General features: G+C 68.7%; 18 protein-coding genes and 1 pseudogene. 15 read left to right on the top strand and 4 right to left on the bottom strand.

What is annotated here, in order from left to right:
• Positions 1 to 55: 55 nt before the first annotated feature.
• Positions 56 to 829 carry a succinate dehydrogenase/fumarate reductase iron-sulfur subunit gene (locus ACE1OC_RS14650; protein ID WP_407837385.1) on the bottom strand — a complete coding sequence of 258 codons (774 nt, stop codon included), beginning with the start codon at positions 827 to 829 and terminating at the stop codon, positions 56 to 58.
• Positions 830 to 972: 143 nt separating this feature from the next.
• Between ACE1OC_RS14650 and ACE1OC_RS14645 the strand changes: the two genes are divergently transcribed.
• A complete protein-coding gene (locus tag ACE1OC_RS14645) occupies positions 973 to 2244 on the top strand; it encodes an RNA-guided endonuclease InsQ/TnpB family protein (protein WP_407837384.1) in 1272 nt (423 codons plus the stop codon).
• Here the strand turns inward: ACE1OC_RS14645 and ACE1OC_RS14640 are convergent.
• From ACE1OC_RS14640 to ACE1OC_RS14630, 3 genes are all read right to left on the bottom strand, one after another.
• Entirely contained in the window at positions 2210 to 4123 is a 1914-nt protein-coding gene (locus ACE1OC_RS14640) for a fumarate reductase/succinate dehydrogenase flavoprotein subunit (RefSeq protein ID WP_407837383.1), read from the bottom strand. The genes ACE1OC_RS14645 and ACE1OC_RS14640 overlap by 35 nt on opposite strands.
• Positions 4123 to 4947 carry a hypothetical protein gene (locus tag ACE1OC_RS14635; protein ID WP_407837382.1) on the bottom strand — a complete coding sequence of 275 codons (825 nt, stop codon included), beginning with the start codon at positions 4945 to 4947 and terminating at the stop codon, positions 4123 to 4125. The genes ACE1OC_RS14640 and ACE1OC_RS14635 overlap by 1 nt, the downstream gene beginning before the upstream one ends.
• A 104-nt stretch (positions 4948 to 5051) precedes the next feature.
• Positions 5052 to 5273 carry a hypothetical protein gene (locus ACE1OC_RS14630; RefSeq protein ID WP_407837381.1) on the bottom strand — a complete coding sequence of 74 codons (222 nt, stop codon included), beginning with the start codon at positions 5271 to 5273 and terminating at the stop codon, positions 5052 to 5054.
• Positions 5274 to 5639: 366 nt separating this feature from the next.
• On the opposite strand from ACE1OC_RS14630, the gene ACE1OC_RS14625 reads away from it, so the two are divergent.
• From ACE1OC_RS14625 to ACE1OC_RS14560, 14 genes and pseudogenes are all read left to right on the top strand, one after another.
• On the top strand, positions 5640 to 8075 hold the full coding sequence (locus ACE1OC_RS14625) for an ABC transporter family substrate-binding protein (RefSeq protein ID WP_407837380.1): 2436 nt from the start codon (positions 5640 to 5642) through the stop codon (positions 8073 to 8075).
• 319 nt (positions 8076 to 8394) lie between these two features.
• Complete coding sequence (gene typA / locus ACE1OC_RS14620; protein ID WP_274549404.1) at positions 8395 to 10299, top strand: translational GTPase TypA; 1905 nt, start codon at positions 8395 to 8397, stop codon at positions 10297 to 10299.
• A gap of 440 nt (positions 10300 to 10739) precedes the next feature.
• Positions 10740 to 12376, top strand: a pseudogene (locus tag ACE1OC_RS14615) (peptide ABC transporter substrate-binding protein).
• 176 nt (positions 12377 to 12552) lie between these two features.
• Entirely contained in the window at positions 12553 to 13485 is a 933-nt protein-coding gene (locus ACE1OC_RS14610) for an ABC transporter permease (RefSeq protein ID WP_407841557.1), read from the top strand.
• Positions 13478 to 14425 carry an ABC transporter permease gene (locus ACE1OC_RS14605; RefSeq protein ID WP_407837379.1) on the top strand — a complete coding sequence of 316 codons (948 nt, stop codon included), beginning with the start codon at positions 13478 to 13480 and terminating at the stop codon, positions 14423 to 14425. The genes ACE1OC_RS14610 and ACE1OC_RS14605 overlap by 8 nt, the downstream gene beginning before the upstream one ends.
• Positions 14426 to 14445: 20 nt before the next feature.
• A complete protein-coding gene (locus tag ACE1OC_RS14600) occupies positions 14446 to 15492 on the top strand; it encodes an ABC transporter ATP-binding protein (RefSeq protein WP_407841556.1) in 1047 nt (348 codons plus the stop codon).
• Positions 15485 to 16534 carry an ABC transporter ATP-binding protein gene (locus ACE1OC_RS14595; RefSeq protein ID WP_407837378.1) on the top strand — a complete coding sequence of 350 codons (1050 nt, stop codon included), beginning with the start codon at positions 15485 to 15487 and terminating at the stop codon, positions 16532 to 16534. The genes ACE1OC_RS14600 and ACE1OC_RS14595 overlap by 8 nt, the downstream gene beginning before the upstream one ends.
• A 166-nt stretch (positions 16535 to 16700) precedes the next feature.
• On the top strand, positions 16701 to 17624 hold the full coding sequence (locus ACE1OC_RS14590; RefSeq protein WP_407837377.1) for a GNAT family N-acetyltransferase: 924 nt from the start codon (positions 16701 to 16703) through the stop codon (positions 17622 to 17624).
• Positions 17625 to 17758: 134 nt separating this feature from the next.
• Complete coding sequence (locus tag ACE1OC_RS14585; RefSeq protein ID WP_407837376.1) at positions 17759 to 19387, top strand: peptide ABC transporter substrate-binding protein; 1629 nt, start codon at positions 17759 to 17761, stop codon at positions 19385 to 19387.
• 31 nt (positions 19388 to 19418) lie between these two features.
• Entirely contained in the window at positions 19419 to 20342 is a 924-nt protein-coding gene (locus tag ACE1OC_RS14580) for an ABC transporter permease (protein ID WP_407837375.1), read from the top strand.
• Positions 20335 to 21342 carry an ABC transporter permease gene (locus ACE1OC_RS14575; RefSeq protein ID WP_274549411.1) on the top strand — a complete coding sequence of 336 codons (1008 nt, stop codon included), beginning with the start codon at positions 20335 to 20337 and terminating at the stop codon, positions 21340 to 21342. The genes ACE1OC_RS14580 and ACE1OC_RS14575 overlap by 8 nt, the downstream gene beginning before the upstream one ends.
• 12 nt (positions 21343 to 21354) lie before the next feature.
• Positions 21355 to 22329 carry an ABC transporter ATP-binding protein gene (locus ACE1OC_RS14570; protein ID WP_407837374.1) on the top strand — a complete coding sequence of 325 codons (975 nt, stop codon included), beginning with the start codon at positions 21355 to 21357 and terminating at the stop codon, positions 22327 to 22329.
• Complete coding sequence (locus ACE1OC_RS14565; RefSeq protein ID WP_407837373.1) at positions 22322 to 23407, top strand: ABC transporter ATP-binding protein; 1086 nt, start codon at positions 22322 to 22324, stop codon at positions 23405 to 23407. The genes ACE1OC_RS14570 and ACE1OC_RS14565 overlap by 8 nt, the downstream gene beginning before the upstream one ends.
• Before the next feature lie 357 nt (positions 23408 to 23764).
• Entirely contained in the window at positions 23765 to 23959 is a 195-nt protein-coding gene (locus ACE1OC_RS14560) for a hypothetical protein (protein WP_250741735.1), read from the top strand.
• The last annotated feature ends 19 nt before the right edge of the window (positions 23960 to 23978 follow it).

The raw sequence follows: 23978 nt of genomic DNA, 5'->3' as shown, positions 1-23978 counted from the left end.
TCAACGACGTTGCTCAGGGGGCATTCTGTCCTGCCAAGTGAACGATTGGGGGCGGCTATTGGCCGGAGCGCCGCCCGATCTTGTTCCCCAGCCACACCAGCGGGTCGTACTTGCGGTCCACGGCCCGCTCCTTCAGCGGGATCAGGGCGTTGTCGGTGATCTTGATCCCCTCGGGGCAGACCTCCGTGCAGCACTTGGTGATGTTGCAGTAGCCGAGCCCGTGTTCCTCCTGCGCCGTGCGCTTGCGGTCCAGGCCCGCTTCGGCCGCCGCGTCCAGCGGGTGCATGTCCAGCTCCGCCACCCTCATCAGGAAGCGCGGACCGGCGAAGGCCCCCTTGTTCTCCTCGTGGTCACGCACCACGTGACAGGTGTCCTGGCACAGGAAGCACTCGATGCACTTCCTGAACTCCTGCGAGCGCTCCACGTCGATCTGCTGCATCCGGTACTCGCCCGGCGCCACTCCCGCGGGCGGCACGAACGCGGGCACCTCGCGCGCCTTCTGGTAGTTGAAGGACACGTCCGTCACCAGGTCGCGGACTACCGGGAAGGCCCGCAGCGGGGTCACGGTGATCGTCTCCTCGCGGGAGAAGGTCGACATCCGCGTCATGCACATCAGCCGCGGCCGCCCGTTGACCTCCGCACTGCACGAACCGCACTTGCCCGCCTTGCAGTTCCACCGCACCGCCAGGTCGGACGCCTGGGTGGCCTGGAGCCGGTGGACGATGTCCAGGACCACCTCCCCGTCGTGCACCTCCACGGTGAAGTCGCGCAGCTCACCGCCCTCCGCGTTACCCCGCCAGATCCGGAACGCGGCATCGTAGGTAGTCATTGAGTCTCTCCTCGGGGGCCACGAGCTTCCGCTCGAGTGGGAGTGGGCCCCGCCATCGCGGCCGCGGAGCGCCGGAAGTCTGGTCGCATCTGTGGTGACCTGCACTTTCTTGCGTTGTCAGTGGCCTGGTCTAGGTTGATCGCATGACGGCACTTCAGGAGACGGAGGGTGCCGGGTACGCCCGGTTCACCTACCGGCTTCGCGTGTCGTCCACTGCCCGCGCCAAGCTGTTGGGTGAGTGGGCGCGGTGCCGATGGACATGGAATGAGTGCTGCGCCCGATCGAAGAAGGCCGGCGCTGAGGGCGAGACGTGCGGCCCGGCCCGGCTGGACAGGATGCTGACCGAGGCGCGCACGGCGAATGCGTGGCTTCGAGAGGGTTCCTCGGTTCCGCAGCAACAGCTTGTACGGGACTTCGGGAAGTCCCGTGCCAAAGCCTTGAAGGACATCAAGGCCCGGTTGCCGATGCGGCAGCGAGCAGGGATGCCCAAGTACAAGAAGAAGGCCAAGGCGGATCCGAGCCTCAATTACACCCGGCGCGGTTTCCGGATCAAGGACCGCCAGCTGCATCTCGCGGGTGGAATCGGCCTGACCGTGGTGTGGTCCCGCGACCTTCCGGCGGCCCCGTCGTCGGTACGAATCCACCGTGACAGCCTTGGGCACTGGTACGCGTCCTTCGTCGTTCCCGCCGAATCCCAGCCCCTCCCGGAGATGGGTGCGGTGATCGGGATCGACTGGGGTGTGAAGGAAACCGCGACCACCACCAGTGACGCCTACGACCTCCCGCATGCCGGGCACGGGCGGGAGGCCGCCGCCGGGCTCGCCCGCTATCAGCGGATGATGGCCCGCCGGAAACCGTCGAAGGGCAGGCCCGGATCGAAGGGCTACCGAACGGCGAAAGGGTTGACGGCGAAGCTGCACAAGAAGGTGGCCCGGCAGCGCCAGGACACCGCCCGCAAGTGGGCCAAGACCGTCGTCCGCGACCACGACGGTCTCGCGGCGGAGGACTTCCGCCCGAAGTTCCTCGCCAAATCCACCATGGCCCGCAAGGCGTCCGATGCGGCCATCGGTGCAACCAAAAGAGCCCTGGTCGAGATGGGCCGCAAACACGGGCGCATCGTGCACCTTGTCCATCCCGCGCACACCACCATGGATTGCGCGCAGTGCGGAGCGAGAACCAAGCACGCGCTACCTCTTTCGGAACGTACCTATACCTGCACCGCGTGCGGAGCCGTGTCTCCCAGGGACAAGAACTCCGCACACGTGATGCTGGTCCGGGCTGGTCTCAACCCGGCTGGTGTCGATCGTGTAAGAGCTGACGGACCGCAGGTCCACAGCCGGCGTGAGCCAGGAATCCCCGCCCCTTGGGGCGGGGAGGGCGTCAATCGTAGAGCTCCTCTTCGGCGAGGTACTTGACCAGCTCTTCCTTCTCGAAGAGCGCGAGCAGGTCGGATCGGATGGGATCGGTGCGCACCCGGGTCAGCTCGATCCGGTCCGCGGCCGGATCCGAGGGGGCCGGGTCGACGGGCCGGCACAGCAGGTTCACCGGCCGCCAGGACCGCTCCATCGCCGGGCAGTCCTCGCGGGTGTGCCCGCCCCGGCTCTCGGTGCGTTCCAGGGCCGCGCGGGCCACGCACTCGCTGACCAGCAGCATGTTGCGCAGGTCCAGGGCCAGGTGCCAGCCCGGGTTGAACTGCCGGTGCCCCTCGACCCCGGCCCGTGCGGCCCGTACGCGCAGGCCCGCGAGCTTCTCCAGGGCCTGGGCCATCTCGCCCTCGCGGCGGATGATCCCGACGAGGTCGTTCATGGCCGTCTGGAGTTCCTGGTGGAGGGTGTACGGGTTCTCCGCGCCCTCGGCGGCGTGGAACGGGGCCAGCGCCTCCGCGGCGGCCGCGTCGATCTGCGCCTGGGACACCTCGGGCCGCCCGCCGACGGCCGGGGCGTCGCGCGCCGCGTACTCGGCCGCGTGCAGCCCGGCGCGGCGGCCGAAGACCAGCAGGTCGGAGAGGGAGTTCCCGCCGAGCCGGTTGGAGCCGTGCATCCCGCCCGCGACCTCACCGGCGGCGAACAGGCCCGGCACCCCGAGGGTGGCGGCCGTATCGGACTCGACCGCGATGCCGCCCATCACGTAGTGGCAGGTCGGGCCGACCTCCATCGCCTCGGCGGTGATGTCCACGTCCGCCAGCTCCTTGAACTGGTGGTACATCGACGGGAGCCGCCGCTTGATCTTCTCGGCCGGCATCCGGGTGGACACGTCGAGGAACACCCCGCCGTGCGGGGACCCGCGCCCGGCCTTGACCTCGGAGTTGATGGCGCGGGCCACCTCGTCGCGGGGGAGCAGCTCGGGGGGGCGCCGGTTGTGGTCCGGGTCCTCGTACCAGCGGTCGCCCTCCTCCTCGGACTGCGCGTACTTCTCCTTGAACACGTCCGGGATGTAATCGAACATGAACCGCTTGCCCTCGCTGTTGCGCAGCACCCCGCCGTCGCCGCGCACCGACTCGGTGACGAGGATGCCCTTCACCGAGGGCGGCCAGACCATGCCGGTCGGGTGGAACTGCACGAACTCCATGTTCAGCAGCGGAGCCCCGGCGAGCAGCGCCAGCGCGTGGCCGTCGCCGGTGTACTCCCACGAGTTGGACGTGGTCTTGAAGGACTTCCCGATCCCGCCCGTGGCCAGCACCACCGCGGGGGCCTCCAGGACGAAGAACCGGCCGGTCTCGCGCTCGTAGCAGAAGGTCCCGGACACCCGCTCCCCGTCCTTGAGGACCCTGGTGACCGTGCACTCCTGGAAGACCTTGAGCCGGGCCTCGTAGTCCCCGTGCTCCTTGAAGTCCTCCTGCTGGAGCTGGACGATCTTCTGCTGGAGGGTGCGGATCAGCTCCAGCCCGGTCCGGTCGCCGACGTGCGCGAGCCGCGGGTACTCGTGCCCGCCGAAGTTGCGCTGCGAGATCTTCCCGTCGGGCGTGCGGTCGAAGAGCGCGCCCCAGGTCTCCAGCTCCCAGACCCGGTCCGGGGCCTCCTTGGCGTGCAGCTCCGCCATCCGCCACTGGTTCAGGAACTTGCCGCCGCGCATCGTGTCGCGGAAGTGGACCTGCCAGTTGTCGCCCTCGTTGACGTTGCCCATGGAGGCGGCGATGCCGCCCTCCGCCATGACGGTGTGGGCCTTGCCGAAGAGGGATTTGCAGATCACGGCCGTACGGGCGCCCCGCTCGCGCGCCTCGATCGCGGCCCGCAGCCCGGCGCCGCCGGCCCCGACGACGACCACGTCCCACTGCTGCCGTTCCACTTGGGTCACTAGAAGATCCTCGGGTCGGTGAAGGCGCCGCTGGCCAGCAGGTACACGTAGAAGTCGCACAGGGCCACGCTGATCAGCGAGGCCCACGCCAGCTGCATGTGACGGGTGTTGAGGCGGCTGATCCAGCCCCACAGCCGGTAGCGGACCGGGTGTTTGGAGAAGTGCTTCAGGCGGCCGCCCATGATGTGCCGGCAGGAGTGGCAGGACAGCGTGTACGCCCAGATCAGCCCGATGTTGAGCAGGAACAGCACGGTTCCCAGGCCCATGTGGCCCCACGCGTAGTGCTCGTCGCGGAAGGTCAGCACCGTGTCGTAGGTGAGGATGCCCGCGACCGGCAGCGCCGCGTAGAAGAAGTACCGGTGCATGTTCTGGAAGATCAGCGGGAAGCGGGTCTCACCGCTGTACGAGGCGTGCGGCTCGGCCACCGCGCAGGCCGGCGGCGAGGCCCAGAAGCCCCGGTAGTAGGCCTTGCGGTAGTAGTAGCAGGTCAGCCGGAAGCCGAGCGGGAAGACCAGGATCAGCAGCGCGGGGGACAGGCCCCACCAGCTGCCGAAGAGGTCGAGGTTCGGCCCGTCCTTCATCGGGACGCAGTTCTCCGCGAGGCACGGGGAGTAGAACGGGGAGACGTACGGCGCCGCGTAGTAGTCGGCGTTGGCGAAGGCCCGCCAGGTCGAGTAGACGATGAAGGCGAGCAGCCCGGCCGCGGTGCCGGCGGGGGAGAGCCACCACCGGTCGGTCCGCAGGTGCCGGGCCGCGATCGCGGCCCGCGAGGCGTCGTGGACGCCGCCGGGCCGCTGTGGGGATGGTTGGGTGCCTGTGGCCAAGAGGGACTCCGGGTGGAGTGATGAGGGGTGCCCCGGGGACCCGGCCGCCGTCGCTGCGGGTGACCGGGTCCGGTGGGGTCGCGGGGTGTGCGGGAGCGGGTGGGTCAGGGAGCGCGGCGGTCGCGGGCGCCGAGACCTTCGTCGTCGGCGTCCGTCCACAGCGTGCTGTCGTACGGGGTGTCCGGGACGCTGACCATCGCGCCCGCGCCGGGAGGCCGGGAGGCGGCCGGCGCCTGCCGTGCGACATCCCTCTCGAGCTGCTCCACGGAGCGGACCAGCTCGTTCAGGTTGCGCCGTACGGCGGTCAAATCGTCTTGCAGGGACATGATTTGCCCTCACTTCCGCTTGAGTGCGGTGGCAACGCTCATGTGCGCCTGCGAGTGTCGCGCCTCCCGTCCCCCGTTGTGAAGGGACGTGCAGCGATTGCGGGCGCGCAGGCGCGAACCGTGCGCCCCTCACTGCCCCCATTTTCATCCCTCTTACGGAGTAACGCCCGCCCGGAACGCAAGCCGGATTGGTCCGCACGGGTGGGGTTCGCGGCGTGGCGGGGGTCGGCTGCGACGGGTACGGCGGGGTGTCGATTTCAGTGGGTTTCGGCACCCAGTGTGATCAGCTCCATATACCGCCGAACGTGATCAAAACATCCCCTTTCACGGCTCCCCCCCCCACGCCCCGTCCCGGAGGTACCACCCATGTCCCAGAGAAGGCGCAGGTCCTTGGCGCTCCTGACCTCGGGAGTTCTTGCACTGCCGCTGCTCGCGGGCTGCGGCGCGGGTGAAGACGAGGGCGGCCCGGCCGCCGCCGGGCAGGACGTCGCGGCCGCCACCCGCGACAAGGTCAAGGACGGCGGGGTGCTGCGGTGGGCCGTGGACTCGATGCCGGGCACCCTCAACGCCTTCCAGGCCGATGCGGACACCACCACCAACCGGATCGCGGGGGCGGTACTGCCCCAGCTGTTCGTGCTGGACGGCAAGGGGCGGCCGGTGGCCAATCCCGACTACCTGGAGAAGGCCGAGGTCGTCGAGCGGGAGCCCAAGCAGGTCGTCCTGTACAAGCTCAACCAGCAGGCGGTCTGGAGCGACGGCCGCGAGATCGGCGCCGCCGACTTCGTCGCCCAGTGGCGGGCCCTGAACGGCAAGGACTCCGCGTACTGGACGGCGCGCAACGCCGGCTACGACCGGATCGAGAAGATCGAGCGCGGCAAGACGGACCTAGAGGTCAAGGTCACCTTCGTCAGGCCGTACGCCGACTGGCGCTCCCTCTTCAGCCCCCTTTATCCCAAGCAGGTCACCGGCACCCCGGAGAGCTTCAACGAGGGAGCCCGGGGCGCCCTGAAGGTCACCGCGGGCCCCTTCGGCCTGGGCGCCATCGACAAGAAGACAGGTACGGCCTCGCTGACCCGCAACCCGCGCTGGTGGGGCAGCCCCGCCAAGCTCGACACCCTGGTCCTCACCGCGGTGCCCCGCTCCGAGCGCCCGGCCGCGCTGGCCGCCGGCAAGCTCGACCTCGCGGAGATCGACCGCACCGGGGCCGACCGGATCGCCCTGGCCCGCCGCGACGCCGCCAAGGCCGACGGGGCGCACGGCCCGGCCGCCTCGGTGACGGCCGCGCAGGCCACCCTGTCGTGGGCGCTCGCCTTCGGACTGGACGAGGACAAGGCCAAGGAGGCGCAGGCCACCCGCCAGAAGCACGCGGAGGCGGTGAAGCGGTACGCCGAGGAGCAGAGCGCCCTGCGCGGCTTCACGGTCCGCAAGTCCCTGGAGCCCGCCTACACCCAGCTCGCCATGAACGGGGCGAGCGGCCCGCTCGCCGACGAACGGGTGCGCCGAGCCGTGGCCCGCGCCCTGGACCGCCAGGCGCTCGCCGACATCGTCCTGAAGCCGCTCGGCCTGCCCGCGAAGCCGGTGGGCAGCCACCTCGCGCTGGCCGGGCAGCAGGCGTACGCCGACAACAGCGACGCCCTCGGCGGCCAGGACACCCAGGCCTCGCAGGCCCTGCTCGCGGACGCCGGCTGGCGCCGGGGCGGCAAGATCACCGAGCCGGCGGGCGCGAAGGCCGGCGCGGAGGCCGCGAAGGAGACGGACGACTCCAAGACTCCCGCGGGCCCCGCCGCGGGCCCGGGCACCGGGAACGACGGCCTCTACATCGTCGGCCAGGACGACGGCAAGCCCGGGGACGCCGCCCGAGCCCTGGCCGCCCTGCGCGACACGCACCCCGACGACCGCCCCGAAGGCCCCGAGGACCCGGCGGGCGCGGACCTGCCCGAAGGCCGGTACCGCTCCGCCCACGACGGCGAGATCGTCGACGCGGACGCCTTCGCCGCGAGCGGGCAGGGCGGCCGGGGCGCGCAGAACCGCCCCTCCCCGGTGCTCGCCCCGGAGCCGTTCGCGGACCTCCAGGAGCAGCACCTGCGCGCCCAGGCCGAGGCCCAGGCCGACGCCGTGGACGACGGCAAGCGCAGCCCGGCCCTCGACGCCGAGGCCGCCGCCGAACCGGCGGACCCGGCCAAGGCGAGCACCGCCCCGGCCCCCGCCAAGCAGGCCGTACGCACCTCCGGCAACATGCTCGCCAAGGACGGCAAGCCCCTCGCCCTGCGCTTCGTCCTGCCGGCCGGTCCCGGTTCGGAGGCGCTGCGCACGGTCGGGGAGCGGATCGCGCAGATGCTCCAGAAGGTCGGCGTGCAGACCGAGCTGACGAAGGTGGCGGACGAGAGCTTCTTCAAGGACCACATCGCCTCGGGCCAGTACGACCTGGCGCTCTACTCGTGGCCCGCGACCGCCTACCCGGCCACCGACGCCCGGCCCATCTTCGCCAAGCCGGAGCCGGCCGCGGACGGCTCGCTGCTGGTCGAACAGAACTACACCCGGGTCGGCACCGACCACATCGACCAGCTCTTCGACCAGGCGCTCGGCGAGCTGGACGAGGCGGCCTCCCGCGATCTGATGCGCAAGGCCGACGCCCGGATCTGGGCGACGGCCGGGTCCATCCCGCTCTACCAGCGCCCCGAGCTGGTGGCCGTGAAGCCGGGTCTCGTCAATGCCGGAGCCTTCGGCCTCGGAGCCCCGCGGTATCAGGACATCGGCTGGAAGAAGCCGGTCCCGGCCAAGGACAAGAACGCGAAGAAGTGATGACGAACGGGTGCATCCGGGGTTGATTCGAAGGTCTCAAGCTCAGATGTGACTCAAGTCCCTTGCCCGCCGGATCACCCGGCGGGCAAGGTCGTAGATACCCGTTGACCCGCGTGTTTACCGGTACCACCCATGACCGGGTCCCCCCACCCAGGACCCGGTCCTGCTCAGTCGTCCGGCCTCTTGACAGACCCCCCGGCAGGCGGTTCCCGCCAGCCGACGTACGATGGGGTAAGGCCGTGGCAGGTTTTCCGCCCGGTCGAGGCGCGCGTGCCGGACCGTACGCGTCGCCATCCACGATCCCGGGAGAAGCGCCGAAGTGCCCACGCGCCACGACATCCGTAACGTCGCCATCGTCGCCCACGTCGACCATGGCAAGACGACCATCGTCGATGCCATGCTCAAGCAGGCCGGTGCCTTCGCCGCCCACCAGCACCTCGACGACCGCATGATGGACTCGAACGACCTGGAGCGTGAGAAGGGCATCACGATCCTCGCCAAGAACACGGCGGTGAAGTACCACCCGAAGGACGGGTCGGCCCCGATCACGATCAACATCATCGACACCCCCGGCCACGCCGACTTCGGTGGTGAGGTCGAGCGCGGTCTGTCGATGGTGGACGCCGTCGTCCTGCTGGTGGACGCCTCCGAGGGTCCCCTGCCGCAGACCCGTTTCGTCCTGCGCAAGGCCCTGCAGGCGAAGATGCCGGTCATCCTCTGCATCAACAAGACGGACCGTCCGGACTCCCGGATCGACGAGGTCGTCAACGAGACGTACGACCTCTTCCTCGACCTGGACGCCGACGAGGACCAGATCGAGTTCCCGATCGTCTACGCCTGTGGCCGTGACGGCGTCGCCTCGCTGACCAAGCCGGAGGACGGCACCGTCCCCGCGGACAGCGACAGCCTGGAGCCCTTCTTCTCCACCATCCTGGCCCACGTCCCGGCCCCGGTGTACGACGAGGAGGCCCCCCTCCAGGCCCACGTCACCAACCTGGACGCGGACAACTTCCTCGGCCGCATCGCGCTGGTGCGCGTCGAGCAGGGCGAGCTCCGCAAGGGCCAGACCGTCGCGTGGATCAAGCGTGACGGCACCATCTCCAACGTCCGCATCACCGAGCTGATGATGACCGAGGCGCTCACCCGCAAGCCGGCCGAGGTGGCGGGCCCGGGTGACATCTGCGCGGTCGCCGGTTTCCCCGACATCATGATCGGCGAGACCCTGGCCGACCCGGAGAACCCGATCGCGCTCCCGCTGATCTCGGTCGACGAGCCGGCGATCTCGATGACCATCGGTACGAACACCTCCCCGATGGTCGGCCGCGGCGGCAGCGGCAAGGGCGCGGACGCCAAGTCCGCGGTCAAGGACCGCAAGGTCACCGCCCGCCAGGTCAAGGACCGTCTGGACCGCGAGCTGGTCGGTAACGTCTCGCTCCGCGTCCTCGACACCGAGCGTCCCGACGCCTGGGAGGTCCAGGGCCGTGGTGAGCTCGCGCTCGCCATCCTGGTCGAGCAGATGCGCCGCGAGGGCTTCGAGCTGACCATCGGCAAGCCGCAGGTCGTCACGCAGGTCATCGACGGCAAGGTGCACGAGCCGGTCGAGCGCATGACGGTCGACGTCCCCGAGGAGCACATGGGTGCGGTCACGCAGCTCATGGGCGTCCGCAAGGGCCGCATGGACAACATGTCGAACCACGGCTCCGGCTGGGTCCGCATGGAGTTCGTCGTCCCGTCCCGCGGCCTCATCGGCTTCCGTACCGAGTTCCTGACCGGTACGCGCGGCACCGGCATCGCGCACTCGATCCACGAGGGCCTGGAGCCGTGGTTCGGCCAGCTGGTGACCCGTAACAACGGTTCGCTGGTCGCCGACCGCGCCGGTTCGGTCACGCCGTTCGCGATGATCAACCTGCAGGAGCGCGGTGTCCTGTTCACCGAGCCCGGCACCGAGGTGTACGAGGGCATGATCGTCGGCGAGAACTCGCGCGCCGACGACATGGACGTGAACATCACCAAGGAGAAGAAGCTCACCAACATGCGTGCGGCTTCGGCGGACAACACCGAGAACGTGGTGCCCCCGCGCAAGCTCTCCCTGGAGCAGTCCCTGGAGTTCTGCCGCGACGACGAATGCGTCGAGGTGACCCCGGAGGCCGTCCGCATCCGCAAGGTCGTCCTGGACCAGAAGGACCGTTCGCGCACCGCGTCGCGCGCCAAGTCCGGCAAGTAGTCGCGTAGGACCTAGGTCACACCTGGGTCCTGCCCGGTACGGGCTTTTGTGAACAGCCCCCTCCGTCACGTACACCGTGACGGAGGGGGCTGTTCGCTTTTGTCAAGCGGATTATTTCGGTCCGGTGTCCGCATACCGACCGTGACACTCCGGAAGAAGAGCTAACAGTCCGTTTCGTTCATGTCTGTCTCCTATCAGTTTGTCCGGATTTCGGGTTTTAGCCGTAGTGCGATGTTGTGAAAACGAGACCACTTAAGTGTGGTTTACGGTCAAGCAGTCCCTGAGGATGGCTCCATTGAGCTCGGGTCAATGGGTCACACGCTGTGGGGAGCGTCGACTCACGAGCACACTCGGGACACCGGTCCTATCGCCGTCAGGGGTGTCGGCGAAGCACACCTGTGTCCTTCACATCAGACAGTGGACTCATGAGGAGGAAACCCATGCGCGGTGCCAAGAGCGCCAAGTGGGTAGCGGGCGCGATTGTCGTCGCCCTGGCAGCGACTGCCTGTGGCGGCGGTGGTGGCAAGGACGCCGGCGCCAAGGGCGAAGTTGACCCGAACGGCATCTACTCGATCGAGGTGGGCGAGCCGGAGAAGCTTCTCCAGCCGGCCGACACGATGGAGTCGAACGGCTCGATCGCGATGTCCGGTCTGTTCTCCCAGCTGGTCGACTACGACGCCGACGGCAAGATCGTCAACGTCAACGCCGAGTCGGTCACCAGCACGGACAGCAAGCTCTGGACCGTCAAGCTGAAGCCGGGCTGGACCTTCCACGACGGCACCAAGGTGACCGCCGAGTCCTACGTCAAGGCGTGGAACTGGGCCGCGAACATCAACAACAAGCAGGGCAACGCGTCCTGGTTCGCCGACATCAAGGGCTTCGAGGCCCTGCACCCCGAGGCCGAGGGTGCCAAGCCCACCGGCGACGCTCTCGAGGGTCTGAAGATCGTCGACGAGAACACCTTCACCATCGAGCTCGCCAACGCGGTGCCGTACTTCGCGTACAAGCTCGGCTACGAGGTCTTCTCCCCGCTGCCCGCCTCGTTCTACGCGGACCCCGCGGCCGCCGGTGAGAAGCCGGTCGGCAACGGCCCGTACAAGTTCAAGGCGTGGGAGCACAAGAAGCAGATCGAGCTCACGCGCTTCGACGACTACAAGGGCGAAGACAAGGCGAAGAACGGCGGTGTGATTCTCAAGAACTACACCACCCTCGAGACCGCCTACGAGGACCTGAAGTCGGGCAACGTCGACGTCCTGCGTCAGATCAGCCCGAAGGACCTCCCGGTCTACCGCGCCGACTCGGTGACCGCGCCGTGGACCAGGCGTACTCCGCCGTCCAGACGCTGGCCATCGCGTACTACGCCGACCAGTGGAAGACCCCGAAGCAGGTCTCCCCGAAGGTCATCCAGGGCCTGTCGATGGCGATCGACCGCGACACCATCACCAAGACGGTGCTCCAGGGCACCCGTGAGCCGGCGACCGGCTGGGTCGCCAAGGGCGTCCTCGGCTACACGCCGACCGGCTCCGGTGACGTCACCAAGTTCGACCCGGCGAAGGCCAAGGCCCTCATCGCCGAGGGCGGCGGCGTCCCGAACAACGAGATCTTCATCCAGTTCAACTCGGATGGCGGTCACAAGGAATGGGTCGAGGCCGTCTGCGGCAGCATCACCCAGGCCACCGGCGTCAAGTGCACCGGCGACGCCAAGCCGGACTTCCAGGCCGACCTCCAGGCCCGCAAGTCCAAGCAGGTCAAGTCGATCTACCGCTCCGGCTGGGTCCTCGACTACCCGGTGAACGCCAACTTCATCAGCGACCTGTTCCGTACGGGCGCCGGCGGCAACCAGGGTGGCTTCACCAGCCCCGAGCTCGACGCCAAGATCGCCGCGGCCGACAGCGCCGCGACGCTCGACGAGTCCGTGAAGGCCTACCAGGCCATCGAGAAGGACCTCGTCAACTACATGCCTTCCATCCCGCTCTGGTACTACAAGGTCAACGCGGGCTACTCCGAGAAGGTCCAGAACGTGAAGTACGCCCAGGACGGCGACCCGATCCTCGACCAGGTCGAGGTCAAGAAGTAAGTCCTACCGCGTAATTCCTTTCGACGGATGTGGGCCGGCGGGGAGCCGGCCCACATCCGGGCCTAACATGCAGCGCCCCGGGGGGCCCTTTCGCGACGCAGTGACGGAACCGTCACGCGCGTGCGTGGCGAAAGGGCCCGTCCGGCTGCGCCTGCCGCATCTTCTACGGAGGCATGATGGGGCGCTATGTCGCACGACGACTGCTCCAGATGATCCCGGTCTTCTTCGGGACGACCCTGCTCATCTTTTTGATGGTGTACAGCCTGCCCGGCGATCCCGTGGCCGGACTCTTCGGGGACAAGGGCACCGACCCCGCAACGCTGGCCGCCCTGCGCCACCAGCACGGCCTGGACCTGCCGCTGTGGCAGCAGTACTGGAACTACATCACCGGCATCCTGTTCCACTTCGACTTCGGGTCCCAGATCCGCAGTGGACGTGAGATCACCGAGGTCGTCGGGGCCGCCTTCCCGGTCACCCTGCGCCTGGCCTTCCTGGCGTTCGCGATCGAGATCGTCCTGGGCCTGTCCCTCGGCATCGTCGCCGGCCTCAAGGCCGGCAAGCTGGCCGACAACGTGATCCTGATCCTCACGCTGCTGATCATCTCGATGCCGGTCTTCGTGCTCGGCTTCATCGTCAAGTCGGTGTTCGCCTTCCAGCTCGGCTGGATCGAACCGAACGTCAGCAACGACGAGACCTGGGGCGAACTGCTCGCGCCGGCCATCGTTCTGGGTTCGCTCTCGCTCGCCTACGTGGCCCGCCTGACCCGTACCTCGATGGCCGAGAACCTGCGCGCGGACTACGTCCGCACCGCCGTGGCCAAGGGCCTGCCCAAGCGCCGCGTCATCGGTGTGCACCTCATGCGCAACTCGATGATCCCCGTCGTCACCTTCCTCGGCACCGACATCGGCGCCCTGATGGGTGGTGCCCTCGTCACCGAAGGCATCTTCAACGTCCACGGCGTCGGCGGTCTGATCTACGAATCGGTCGTCCGCCGTGAAGGCCAGACCGTGGTCGGTGTCGTCACCGTCCTCGTCGTGGTCTACCTGATAGCCAGCCTGCTCGTCGACCTCCTCTACGCGGTCATGGACCCGAGGATCCGGTATGCCTGATCTGACCAAGACCGACACCGTGGCGGCCGAGACCTCCGCGGCGCCCGGCGCCCCGGTGGAGCCGGTGAAGGCCGAGAAGGCCCGCAGCCTCTGGGGCGACGCCTGGGCCGACCTCCGTCGCAACCCGTACTTCGTCGTCTCCTCGGCGCTGATCTTCGTACTCCTCGTGATCGCCGCCTTCCCGGGCTGGTTCACCAGCATCGACCCCACCAAGGGCGACCTGGTCAACCACTTCCTCGGCAAGCCGGAACTGGCCAAGGTCGGCTCTCCCGAGTGGCTCGGCTGGGACGGCCAGGGACGCAGCGTCTACGCGCGCCTCATCTACGGCACCCGCGCCTCGGTCATCGTCGCGATCGCCGTCACCGCGATCGTCACCGTGCTCGGCGGCATCACCGGCATGATCGCCGGCTACTTCGGCGGCGTGACCGACGCGATCATGTCGCGCATCACCGACATCTTCTTCGGCATCCCCTTCCTGCTCGGCGCGATGGTCGTCCTCCAGGCCTTCACCAACCGCACCGTGTGGACGGTCGTCTTCGCCCTGGCCTTCCTCGGCTGGACGCAGATCAACCGCGTCATGCGCGGAGCGGTCATCACCGTGAAGCAGGCGGACTACGTGCACGCCGCGAAGGCGCTGGGCGCGGGCACCTCCCGGATCCTGTTCCGGCACATCCTGCCGAACGCCATGGCCCCGGTCATCGTGGTCTCCACGATCGCGCTCGGCGGTTACATCGCGGCCGAGGCCACCCTGTCCTACCTGGGTCTGGGCCTCGCCTCGCCGACCATCTCGTGGGGCGTGGACATCTCCGCCGGTGCCTCGCAGATCCGAGTGGCCCAGCACATCCTGCTGTACCCCTCGATCATGCTCAGCATCACCGTCCTCGCCTTCATCATGCTCGGCGAAGCGGTCCGCAACGCCCTCGACCCCAAGCTGCGCTGAGGAGGGCGTAAGTGATCACCATGGACAACACCTCCAGCCTTCCCTCCCCGCGTGACGGGGACCCGCAGACGCCGCTCCTCGAAGTGCGCGACCTGCACGTCGAGTTCCACACCCGCGACGGCGTCGCCAAGGCAGTCAACGGCGTCAACTACTCGGTGAGCGCCGGCGAGACCCTCGCCGTCCTCGGCGAGTCCGGCTCCGGCAAGTCCGTGACGGCCCAGGCCATCATGGGCATCCTCGACATGCCCCCCGGCAAGATCCCGCAGGGCGAGATCCTCTTCCGCGGCCAGGACATGCTCAAGATGAGCTTCGAGGAGCGGCGCAAGCTGCGCGGCCGGAAGATCGCCATGATCTTCCAGGACGCCCTGTCCTCCCTGAACCCGGTGCTCACCGTCGGCTACCAGCTGGGCGAGATGTTCCGCGTCCACGAGGGCATGTCGAAGAAGGACGCCCGGCTCAAGGCCATCGAACTGATGGAGAAGGTCAAGATCCCGGCGGCGAAGCAGCGGGTCGACGACTACCCGCACCACTTCTCCGGCGGTATGCGCCAGCGCATCATGATCGCCATGGCGATCGCGCTGGAGCCCGACCTGATCATCGCGGACGAGCCGACCACGGCCCTGGACGTCACCGTCCAGGCCCAGGTCATGGACCTCCTCGCCGAGCTCCAGCGCGAGCTCAACATGGGCCTGATCCTGATCACCCACGACCTCGGCGTCGTCGCCGACGTCGCGGACAAGATCGCCGTCATGTACGCGGGCCGGATCGTCGAGACCGCTCCGGTCCACGAGATCTACAAGCGCCCGGCGCACCCGTACACCCGCGGTCTGCTGGACTCGATCCCGCGCCTGGACCAGAAGGGCCAGGAGCTCTTCGCGATCAAGGGCCTGCCGCCGAACCTGCTGCGCCTGCCCACCGGCTGCTCGTTCAGCCCGCGCTGCATCGCCGCGCAGGACATCTGCCGGTCCGAGATCCCCGCCCTGCAGCCCGTCAGCGAGCAGGACGGCAGCGAGCTGGCCGGCCGTCACAGCGCCTGCCACTTCTGGAAGGAGCAGCTCCATGGCTGAGCTCACCAACGCCCCCGCGCGCGAGCCGATCCTCCAGGTCCGGGGCCTCGTCAAGCACTTCCCGCTGACCCAGGGAATCCTGTTCAAGAAGCAGGTCGGCGCCGTCAAGGCCGTCGACGGCATCTCGTTCGACCTGTACCAGGGCGAGACCCTGGGCATCGTCGGCGAGTCCGGCTGTGGCAAGTCCACCGTCGCCAAGCTGCTGATGAACCTGGAACGCGCCACCGCCGGCGAGGTCTTCTACAAGGGCCAGGACATCACCAAGCTGTCCGGCCGCGCCCTGAAGGCCGTCCGCCGCAACATCCAGATGGTGTTCCAGGACCCGTACACCTCGCTGAACCCGCGCATGACGGTCGGCGACATCATCGGCGAGACCTACGACATCCACCCCGAGGTGGCCCCCAAGGGCGACCGGCGCCGCAAGGTGCAGGAGCTCCTGGACGTCGTCGGTCTCAACCCGGAGTACATCAACCGGTACCCGCACCAGTTCTCCGGCGGCCAGCGCCAGCGCATCGGCATCGCCCGCGGCCTCGCGCTCAACCCGGAGATCATCATCTGCGACGAGCCGGTCTCCGCGCTCGACGTTTCGGTGCAGGCCCAGGTCATCAACCTGATGGAGAAGCTGCAGGAGGAGTTCAACCTCTCCTACATCTTCATCGCGCACGACCTGTCGATCGTCCGGCACATCTCGGACCGCGTCGGCGTCATGTACCTCGGCAAGATGGCCGAGATCGGCACCGACGAGCAGATCTACGAGCACCCGACCCACCCGTACACCCAGGCGCTGCTCTCCGCGGTGCCGGTGCCGGACCCGGCCGCCCGCGAGGGCCGCGAGCGCATCATCCTCACCGGTGACGTCCCCTCGCCGGCCAACCCGCCGTCGGGCTGCCGCTTCCGCACCCGCTGCTGGAAGGCCGAGGAGAAGTGCTCCACGGAGGAGCCGCTGCTCGCCGTCCCGGAGCGCTTCAAGGGCTCCAAGTCGCTGGCCGCGCACGAGTCGGCCTGCCACTTCGCCGAGGAGAAGGCCGTCCTGGCCGTCTGACCTCCCGCGCGCGAGAAGCACCGCAGGCGCCCGGTACCGGATCTCTCCGGTACCGGGCGCCTGCGCGTCCGCGGGCGGTGTGCGTACGGGCTCCTGCGCACCCGCGCAGTCGCCGAGCGGGTAAAGCCGGTTGCGGTCCCGCCCCCGCCGGTCCGAGAGTGGTCCGATGAGCGACCTGCTGACCGTGCGGCCCGCCGGGCCCTCGGACGCCGAGGACATCTGCGGCCTCCTCAACGCCGTCGACCTGATCGAGATCGGCCGCCCGGAAACCGACCTCGCCGCCGTCGAGGCAGACTTGAACCACCCCGACGTCGATCTCGCGAGGGACTCCTGGCTCGCCTTCGAGGGCGGCGGGCTCGTCGCCTACGCCCTGGTGTGGGCGGACTCGGGCCCCGGCCGCGTCGACGCCGAGCACTACGTCCTGCCGGGCCACCGCGCCGCCGCCGTCCGGTTGCTGGAGCTGATGGAGGTCCGGGCCCGCGAACTCGCCGCGGGCGCCCCCGGCGCCTGCCTGCGGCTCCAGCTCAACGTCGCGCCCACCCTCGACGCCGACCTGCTGCCGGGACGCGGCTACCGCACCGTGCGCCGCTACCACGTGATGACCCGCGCCGTGGACCGGGCCGAGCTGCCCCCGGCCCCTCCCGCGGGACTCACCCTGCGCCCCTGCGACGGGGACGAGGCGGAGCGCCGGCGCGCCCACGCCCTGATCGAGGAGACCTTCGCCGAGCACTTCGGCCACGTGGACCGCCCGTACGAGCCCTGGCTGGACCACATCGACGGCCGGGGCCTCGACTGGTCGCTGGTGTGGATCGCGAGCCTGCCCGAGCTGGGCGACGTAGGCGTCATGCTGACCCGCGACGACCGCACCAGCATGGGCTGGATCGGCCACCTCGGCGTCGCCAAGGCCGCACGCGGCCGGGGAGTCGGCGGCTTCCTGCTGCGCCACGGGTTCGCCGCCTACGCGGCGCGCGGCCGCTCCACGGTGGGCCTCGGCGTGGACACCGCCAACGAAACCCGCGCGCTCGCGCTGTACGAGGCGCACGGCATGGAGATGCACTACGCCGTGGTCACCTGGGAGCTGGCGCTGTGACCCTCACCGTGCACTCGCAGGGGTGACAGCCGGGCGGCGCGAGGGTGCAATCGGTCCAACCAGGAGTGTGCGGGACCCCACATAGGGTGACATTGGCCCCTAAGTGAGTCTTGGGATCCATGAGGAGGCACTCCATGCGCGGAGCCACCCACGCCAAGTGGGCCGCATGTGCGGCGGCCGTCGCCCTCGCGGCGACCGCCTGCGGCGGCGGAAGCGACAGCGGCGGAGGCGGCGAGGCGGGAATCGTCAGCTCTTCGTGGGGTGACCCGCAGAACCCGCTGGAGCCCGCCAACACCAACGAGGTCCAGGGTGGCAAGGTCCTCGACATGATCTTCCGGGGGCTCAAGCGGTACGACCCCAAGACCGGCGAGGCGAAGAACTTCCTCGCGGAGAAGATCGAGACCACCGACAGCCAGAACTTCACGATCACGCTGAAGGACGGCTGGAAGTTCAGCAACGACGAGCCCGTCACCGCGCAGTCCTTCGTGGACGCCTGGAACTACGGCGCGGACGTCACCAAGAAGCAGAACAACTCGCCCTTCTTCTCCGACATCGTCGGCTACGCGGACGTCCACCCCGAGAAGGGCGACCCCAAGGCCAAGACCATGTCCGGCCTCGTCGTCAAGGACCCCAAGACCTTCACGGTGGCCCTCAAGGAGAAGTTCTCCACCTGGCCCGAGACCCTCGGCTACCAGGCGTTCTCCCCCCTGCCCAAGTCCTTCTTCACCGACCACGAGGGCTGGCTGAAGAAGCCGGTCGGCAACGGCCCCTACACGGTGGACTCGTACACCAAGGGCACCGGCATGAAGCTGCGCAAGTGGGACGCCTACACGGGCGAGGACAAGGCGGTCAACGGCGGAGTGGACCTGAAGGTCTACACCGACAACAACACCGCCTACACCGACCTGATCTCCGGCAACCTCGACCTCGTCGACGACATCCCGGCGCAGCAGCTGAAGAACGTCGCGAACGACCTCGGCGACCGCTACATCAACCAGCCCGCCCTGATCATCCAGACCCTCACCTTCCCGCTGTACGACCCGCAGTGGAGCAAGGAGGGCATGGACAAGGTCCGCCGCGGCATCTCGATGGCGATCAACCGTGACGAGATCACCAAGCAGATCTTCCGCGAGACCCGCACCCCGGCCAAGGACTGGACCTCACCGGCCCTCGGCGACAAGGGCGGCTTCTCCGCCACCGCCTGCGGCGAGGCCTGCTCCTTCAACCCCACCGAGGCCAAGAAGCTCATCCAGGAGGCCGGCGGACTGCCCGGCGGCAAGGTCACGCTGACCTCCAACGTGGACACCGGCTCGCACCGCGACTGGATGGACGCCGTCTGCAACAGCATCAACAACGCCCTGGGCGAGGGCCCGGTCTGCACCGTCAACCCCGTCGGCACCTTCGCCGACTTCCGCAACCAGCAGAGCAGCTTCAAGCTGACCGGCCCCTTCCGCTCCGGCTGGCAGGCCGACTACCCGCTGATCCAGAACTTCCTGGAGCCGCTGTACTACACCGGCGCCTCCTCGAACTACGGCAAGTTCAGCAACGCGGACTTCGACAAGCTCGTCGACGAGGCCAACCGGGAGAGCGACACCGCCAAGGCGACGGCCAAGTTCCAGGAGGCGGAGAAGATCCTCGCCGCCCAGATGCCGTCCATCCCGCTCTGGTACCAGAACGGCAGCGCCGGCCACTCGGAGCGGATCTCGGACGTGGCGCTCAACCAGTTCAGCGTCCCCGTGTACGACCAGATCAAGGTCAGCTGACCCTTCTCGCGGATCGATCCTGGAGCAGTCCATGGGACGTTATGTGATCCGGCGACTGCTCCAGATGATCCCCGTGTTCATCGGCAGCACGTTCCTGATCTTCTTCATGGTGTACGCGCTCGGTGACCCGGTCGCCGCCCTCTTCGGCGACAAGGCCCCCGACCCCGCCACCGCCGCGCGCATCCGCAAGGACCTCTACCTCGACCAGCCCCTGTGGAAGCAGTACCTGCACTACATGGGCCAGATCTTCCAGGGCGACTTCGGCACCGCCTTCAACGGCCAGAAGGTCACCGAACTCATGGCCTCGGCCTTCCCGGTGACCCTGCGCCTGACCGTCGTCGCGATCGCCATCGAGATCGTCGTCGGCATCACCCTCGGCGTGATCAGCGGCCTCAAGCGCGGCAGGTCCATCGACACCAGCGTGCTCGTCCTCACCCTCGTGGTGATCTCGGTGCCCACCTTCGTGACGGGCTACCTCCTCCAGTTCCTCTTCGGCGTCAAATGGGGCTGGGTGCGGCCCACGGTCTCCCCGGACGCCCCCTTCAACGAGCTGATCCTGCCCGGCATCGTGCTCGCGCTGGTCTCCCTCGCCTACGTCACCCGGCTCACCCGGACCTCCATCGCCGAGAACGTCAAGGCCGACTACGTCCGCACCGCCGTGGCCAAGGGCCTGCCCCGGCGCCGGGTCGTCACCCGCCACCTGCTGCGCAACTCGCTGATCCCCGTGGTCACCTTCATCGGCACCGACATCGGCGCCCTGATGGGCGGAGCCATCGTCACCGAGCGGATCTTCAACATCCACGGGGTCGGCTACCAGCTCTACCAGGGCATCCTGCGCAACAACTCCCCGACGGTGGTCGGCTTCGTGACCATCCTCGTGATCGTCTTCCTGCTGGCGAACCTGCTCGTCGACCTGCTCTACGCGGTCCTGGACCCGAGGATCCGTTATGCCTGAGCCCGACCCCGAGCGCGCCGCCTACGATCCGCTGGGACCCGGCCCCCACGAGTCCATCGCCCCCACCGGCCAGGGAGGGGCCATGGATCTCGCCCTGGAAGAGGGGGAGTCGCTGGAGAAGGAGCTCGGGGGAGCCCCCGTGGGCCCCCAGGAGAAGGCCCGCTCCCTCTGGTCCGACGCCTGGCACCAGCTGCGCCGCAACCCCGTCTTCCTCGTCTCCACGCTCCTGATCCTCTTCCTCGTGGTCATCTCCATCTGGCCCCAGCTCATCGCGAGCGGCGACCCGCTCCAGTGCGACCTCTCCAAGTCGCAGCAGGGCTCCTCACCGGGCCACCCCTTCGGATACGACACCCAGGGCTGCGACGTGTACACCCGTACCGTCTACGGGGCCCGCGCCTCCATCACCGTGGGCATCTGCGCCACCCTCGGCGCCGCCCTCCTCGGCTCCGCGCTCGGCGGGCTCGCCGGGTTCTTCGGCGGCTGGGGCGACTCACTGCTCTCCCGGGTCGCCGACATCTTCTTCGGCATCCCCGTGGTCCTCGGCGGCCTGGTCTTCCTGTCCGTGGTCACCAGCACCACCGTCTGGCCCGTCGTCGGCTTCATCGTGCTGCTCGGCTGGCCCCAACTGGCCCGCATCGCCCGCGGCTCGGTCATCACCGCCAAACAGAACGACTACGTCCAGGCCGCGCGGGCACTCGGCGCCGGCAACGGGCGGATGCTGCTGCGGCACGTGGCGCCCAACGCCATCGCCCCCGTCATCGTCGTCGCCACCATCGCGCTCGGCACCTACATCGCCCTGGAAGCCACCCTGTCCTTCCTCGGCGTCGGCCTGCGTCCCCCGACGGTCTCCTGGGGCATCGACATCTCCAACGCCGCCTCCCAGATCCGCAACGCCCCGCACATGCTGCTCTACCCGGCGGGCGCGCTGAGCATCACCGTGCTCGCGTTCATCATGCTCGGCGACGCGGTGCGCGACGCCCTCGACCCCAAGCTGCGCTGAGGAGCCCCGCACATGCTGCTCGAAGTGCGCGACCTGCACGTGGAATTCAAGACGCGGGACGGAGTCGCCAAAGCCGTCAACGGGGTCAACTACTCCGTGGCCGAGGGCGAGACCCTCGCCGTGCTCGGCGAGTCCGGTTCCGGCAAGTCGGTCACCGCCCAGGCCGTCATGGGCATCCTCGACATGCCCCCGGGCCGCATCGCGGGCGGCGAGATCCTCTTCAAGGGCCGGGACCTGCTGAAGATGAAGGAGGAGGAGCGCAGGAAGGTCCGCGGCGCCGAGATGGCCATGATCTTCCAGGACGCCCTGTCCTCCCTCAACCCGGTCCTGAGCGTCGGCGCGCAGCTCGGCGAGATGTACGAGGTCCACCGCGGGATGTCCCGCAAGGACGCCCGGGCCAAGGCGGTCGAGCTGATGGACCGGGTGAAGATCCCGGCGGCGCGGGAGCGGGTGGGGGACTACCCGCACCAGTTCTCCGGGGGCATGCGCCAGCGCATCATGATCGCCATGGCGATGGCCCTCGAACCCTCGCTCATCATCGCGGACGAGCCGACCACCGCCCTGGACGTCACCGTCCAGGCCCAGGTCATGGACCTCCTCGCCGAGCTGCAGCGCGAGTTGAACATGGGCCTGATCCTGATCACCCACGACCTCGGCGTCGTCGCCGACGTGGCCGACAAGATCGCCGTCATGTACGCCGGCCGGATCGTCGAGGCGGCCCCCGTCCACGAGATCTACAAGAACCCCGCGCACCCGTACACCCGCGGCCTGCTGGACTCCATCCCGCGCTTGGACCAGAAGGGCCAGGAGCTCTACGCCATCAAGGGCCTGCCGCCCAACCTGCTCGCCATCCCGCCCGGCTGCGCCTTCAACCCGCGCTGCCCGATGGCCCGGGCCGTCTGCCGCACCGACGTACCGCCGCTGGCCGAGGTCGGACCGGACCGCGCCAGTGCGTGCTTCTTCTGGAAGGAGTGCCTCGGTGGCTGAGTCCATCCTCGTGGTGGAGGACCTGGTCAAGCACTACCCGCTGACCCAGGGCATCCTCTTCAAGAAGCAGGTCGGCGCCGTCAAGGCCGTCGACGGGGTCTCCTTCGACCTGCGGGCCGGCGAAACCCTCGGCATCGTCGGGGAGTCGGGCTGCGGCAAGTCCACCGTCGCCAAGATGCTGGTCAACCTCGAACGCCCGACGGCGGGCGCGATCACGTACAAGGGCGAGGACCTCGCCAAGCTGTCCGGCCGCGCCCTGAAGGCCGTCCGCCGCAACATCCAGATGGTGTTCCAGGACCCGTACACCTCGCTGAACCCGCGCATGACGGTCGGCGACATCATCGGCGAACCCTACGAGATCCACCCCGAGGTGGCCCCCAAGGGCGACCGCCGCCGCAAGGTCCAAGAGCTCCTGGACGTGGTCGGTCTCAACCCGGAGTACATCAACCGGTACCCGCACCAGTTCTCCGGCGGCCAGCGCCAGCGCATCGGCATCGCCCGCGGCCTCGCCCTCCAGCCCGAGATCATCGTCGCCGACGAGCCCGTCTCCGCCCTCGACGTCTCCGTCCAGGCCCAGGTGGTCAACCTCCTGGAGCGCCTCCAGGACGAGTTCAACCTCTCCTACGTGTTCATCGCGCACGACCTCTCGATCGTCCGCCACATCTCCGACCGGGTCGGCGTCATGTACCTGGGCCGGATCGTCGAGATCGGCACCGACACCCAGATCTACGACCACCCCACCCACCCGTACACCCAGGCGCTGCTCTCCGCCGTTCCGGTTCCCGACCCGGAGGCCCGCGCGGGCCGCGAGCGGATCATCCTCTCCGGCGACGTGCCCTCCCCGGCGAACCCGCCCTCGGGCTGCCGCTTCCGCACCCGCTGCTGGAAGGCCGAGGCGCGCTGCGCTTCGGAGGTCCCGCTGCTGGAGATCCCGGCCTTCCTCCCGGGCGGCCCGACGGCCCACCCCTCGGCGTGCCATTTCGCATCCGAGCGGGCCGTCCTTCCGCCGGGACCGCAGCCGGGACCGCCTTCGGGACCGCAGCCGGGATCACAGGCGGGACCGCCGACCAAGGAGTGAGCCACGGGCCCTCGCGACCGCTCATTTCTCGCCACAGCTGTGAACGGCACCCGGTGGACCGGCAACTCGGTTTACACGTAGGCAACTTGACCGTTTCTGTCCCGAGATCTGGGCCGGGCAGCCTGATCCCGTGCGGCCGTGCGGGTGCCGACAGCCGGCCGGGGAGGCGTACAGCTTCCCCGGCCGGCACTCCTGTGACCCCGGACGTGCGCGGCATGCGCCCCTCGTGCTGCCGGAATCGATCGATGTCGGGGTACGGATAGTTATGATCCGTAGCGCACGGTGGGTATGACTCTGCCGAGCACCGAGTTGCGAGTACGCGAACCCGATGTCCGCTCGACGTGGAGGTGAAACGCCGTGGCACTATCGATCTCGGCCGTGGTGCTGCTGGCAGTCGTCGTCTTCCTGCTGGTCCGGCGTTCGGGCCTGAAGGCGGGTCACGCAGTGGTCTGTGTACTGCTCGGCTTCTATCTGGCGAGCTCGACCGTGGCTCCGACGCTCTCCCAGCTGACCAACAACGTGGCGAGCATGATCAGCGGCCTCAAGTTCTAGGTGCCGCAGGGGTCGCCGC

Origin of the sequence: Streptomyces stoeckheimensis (genome assembly GCF_045822005.1) — a bacterium.
Lineage (GTDB): Bacteria > Actinomycetota > Actinomycetes > Streptomycetales > Streptomycetaceae > Streptomyces > Streptomyces stoeckheimensis.
The sequence above is the reverse complement of the archived record's forward strand: the minus strand, read 5'-3'. Positions and strand labels throughout refer to the sequence as shown.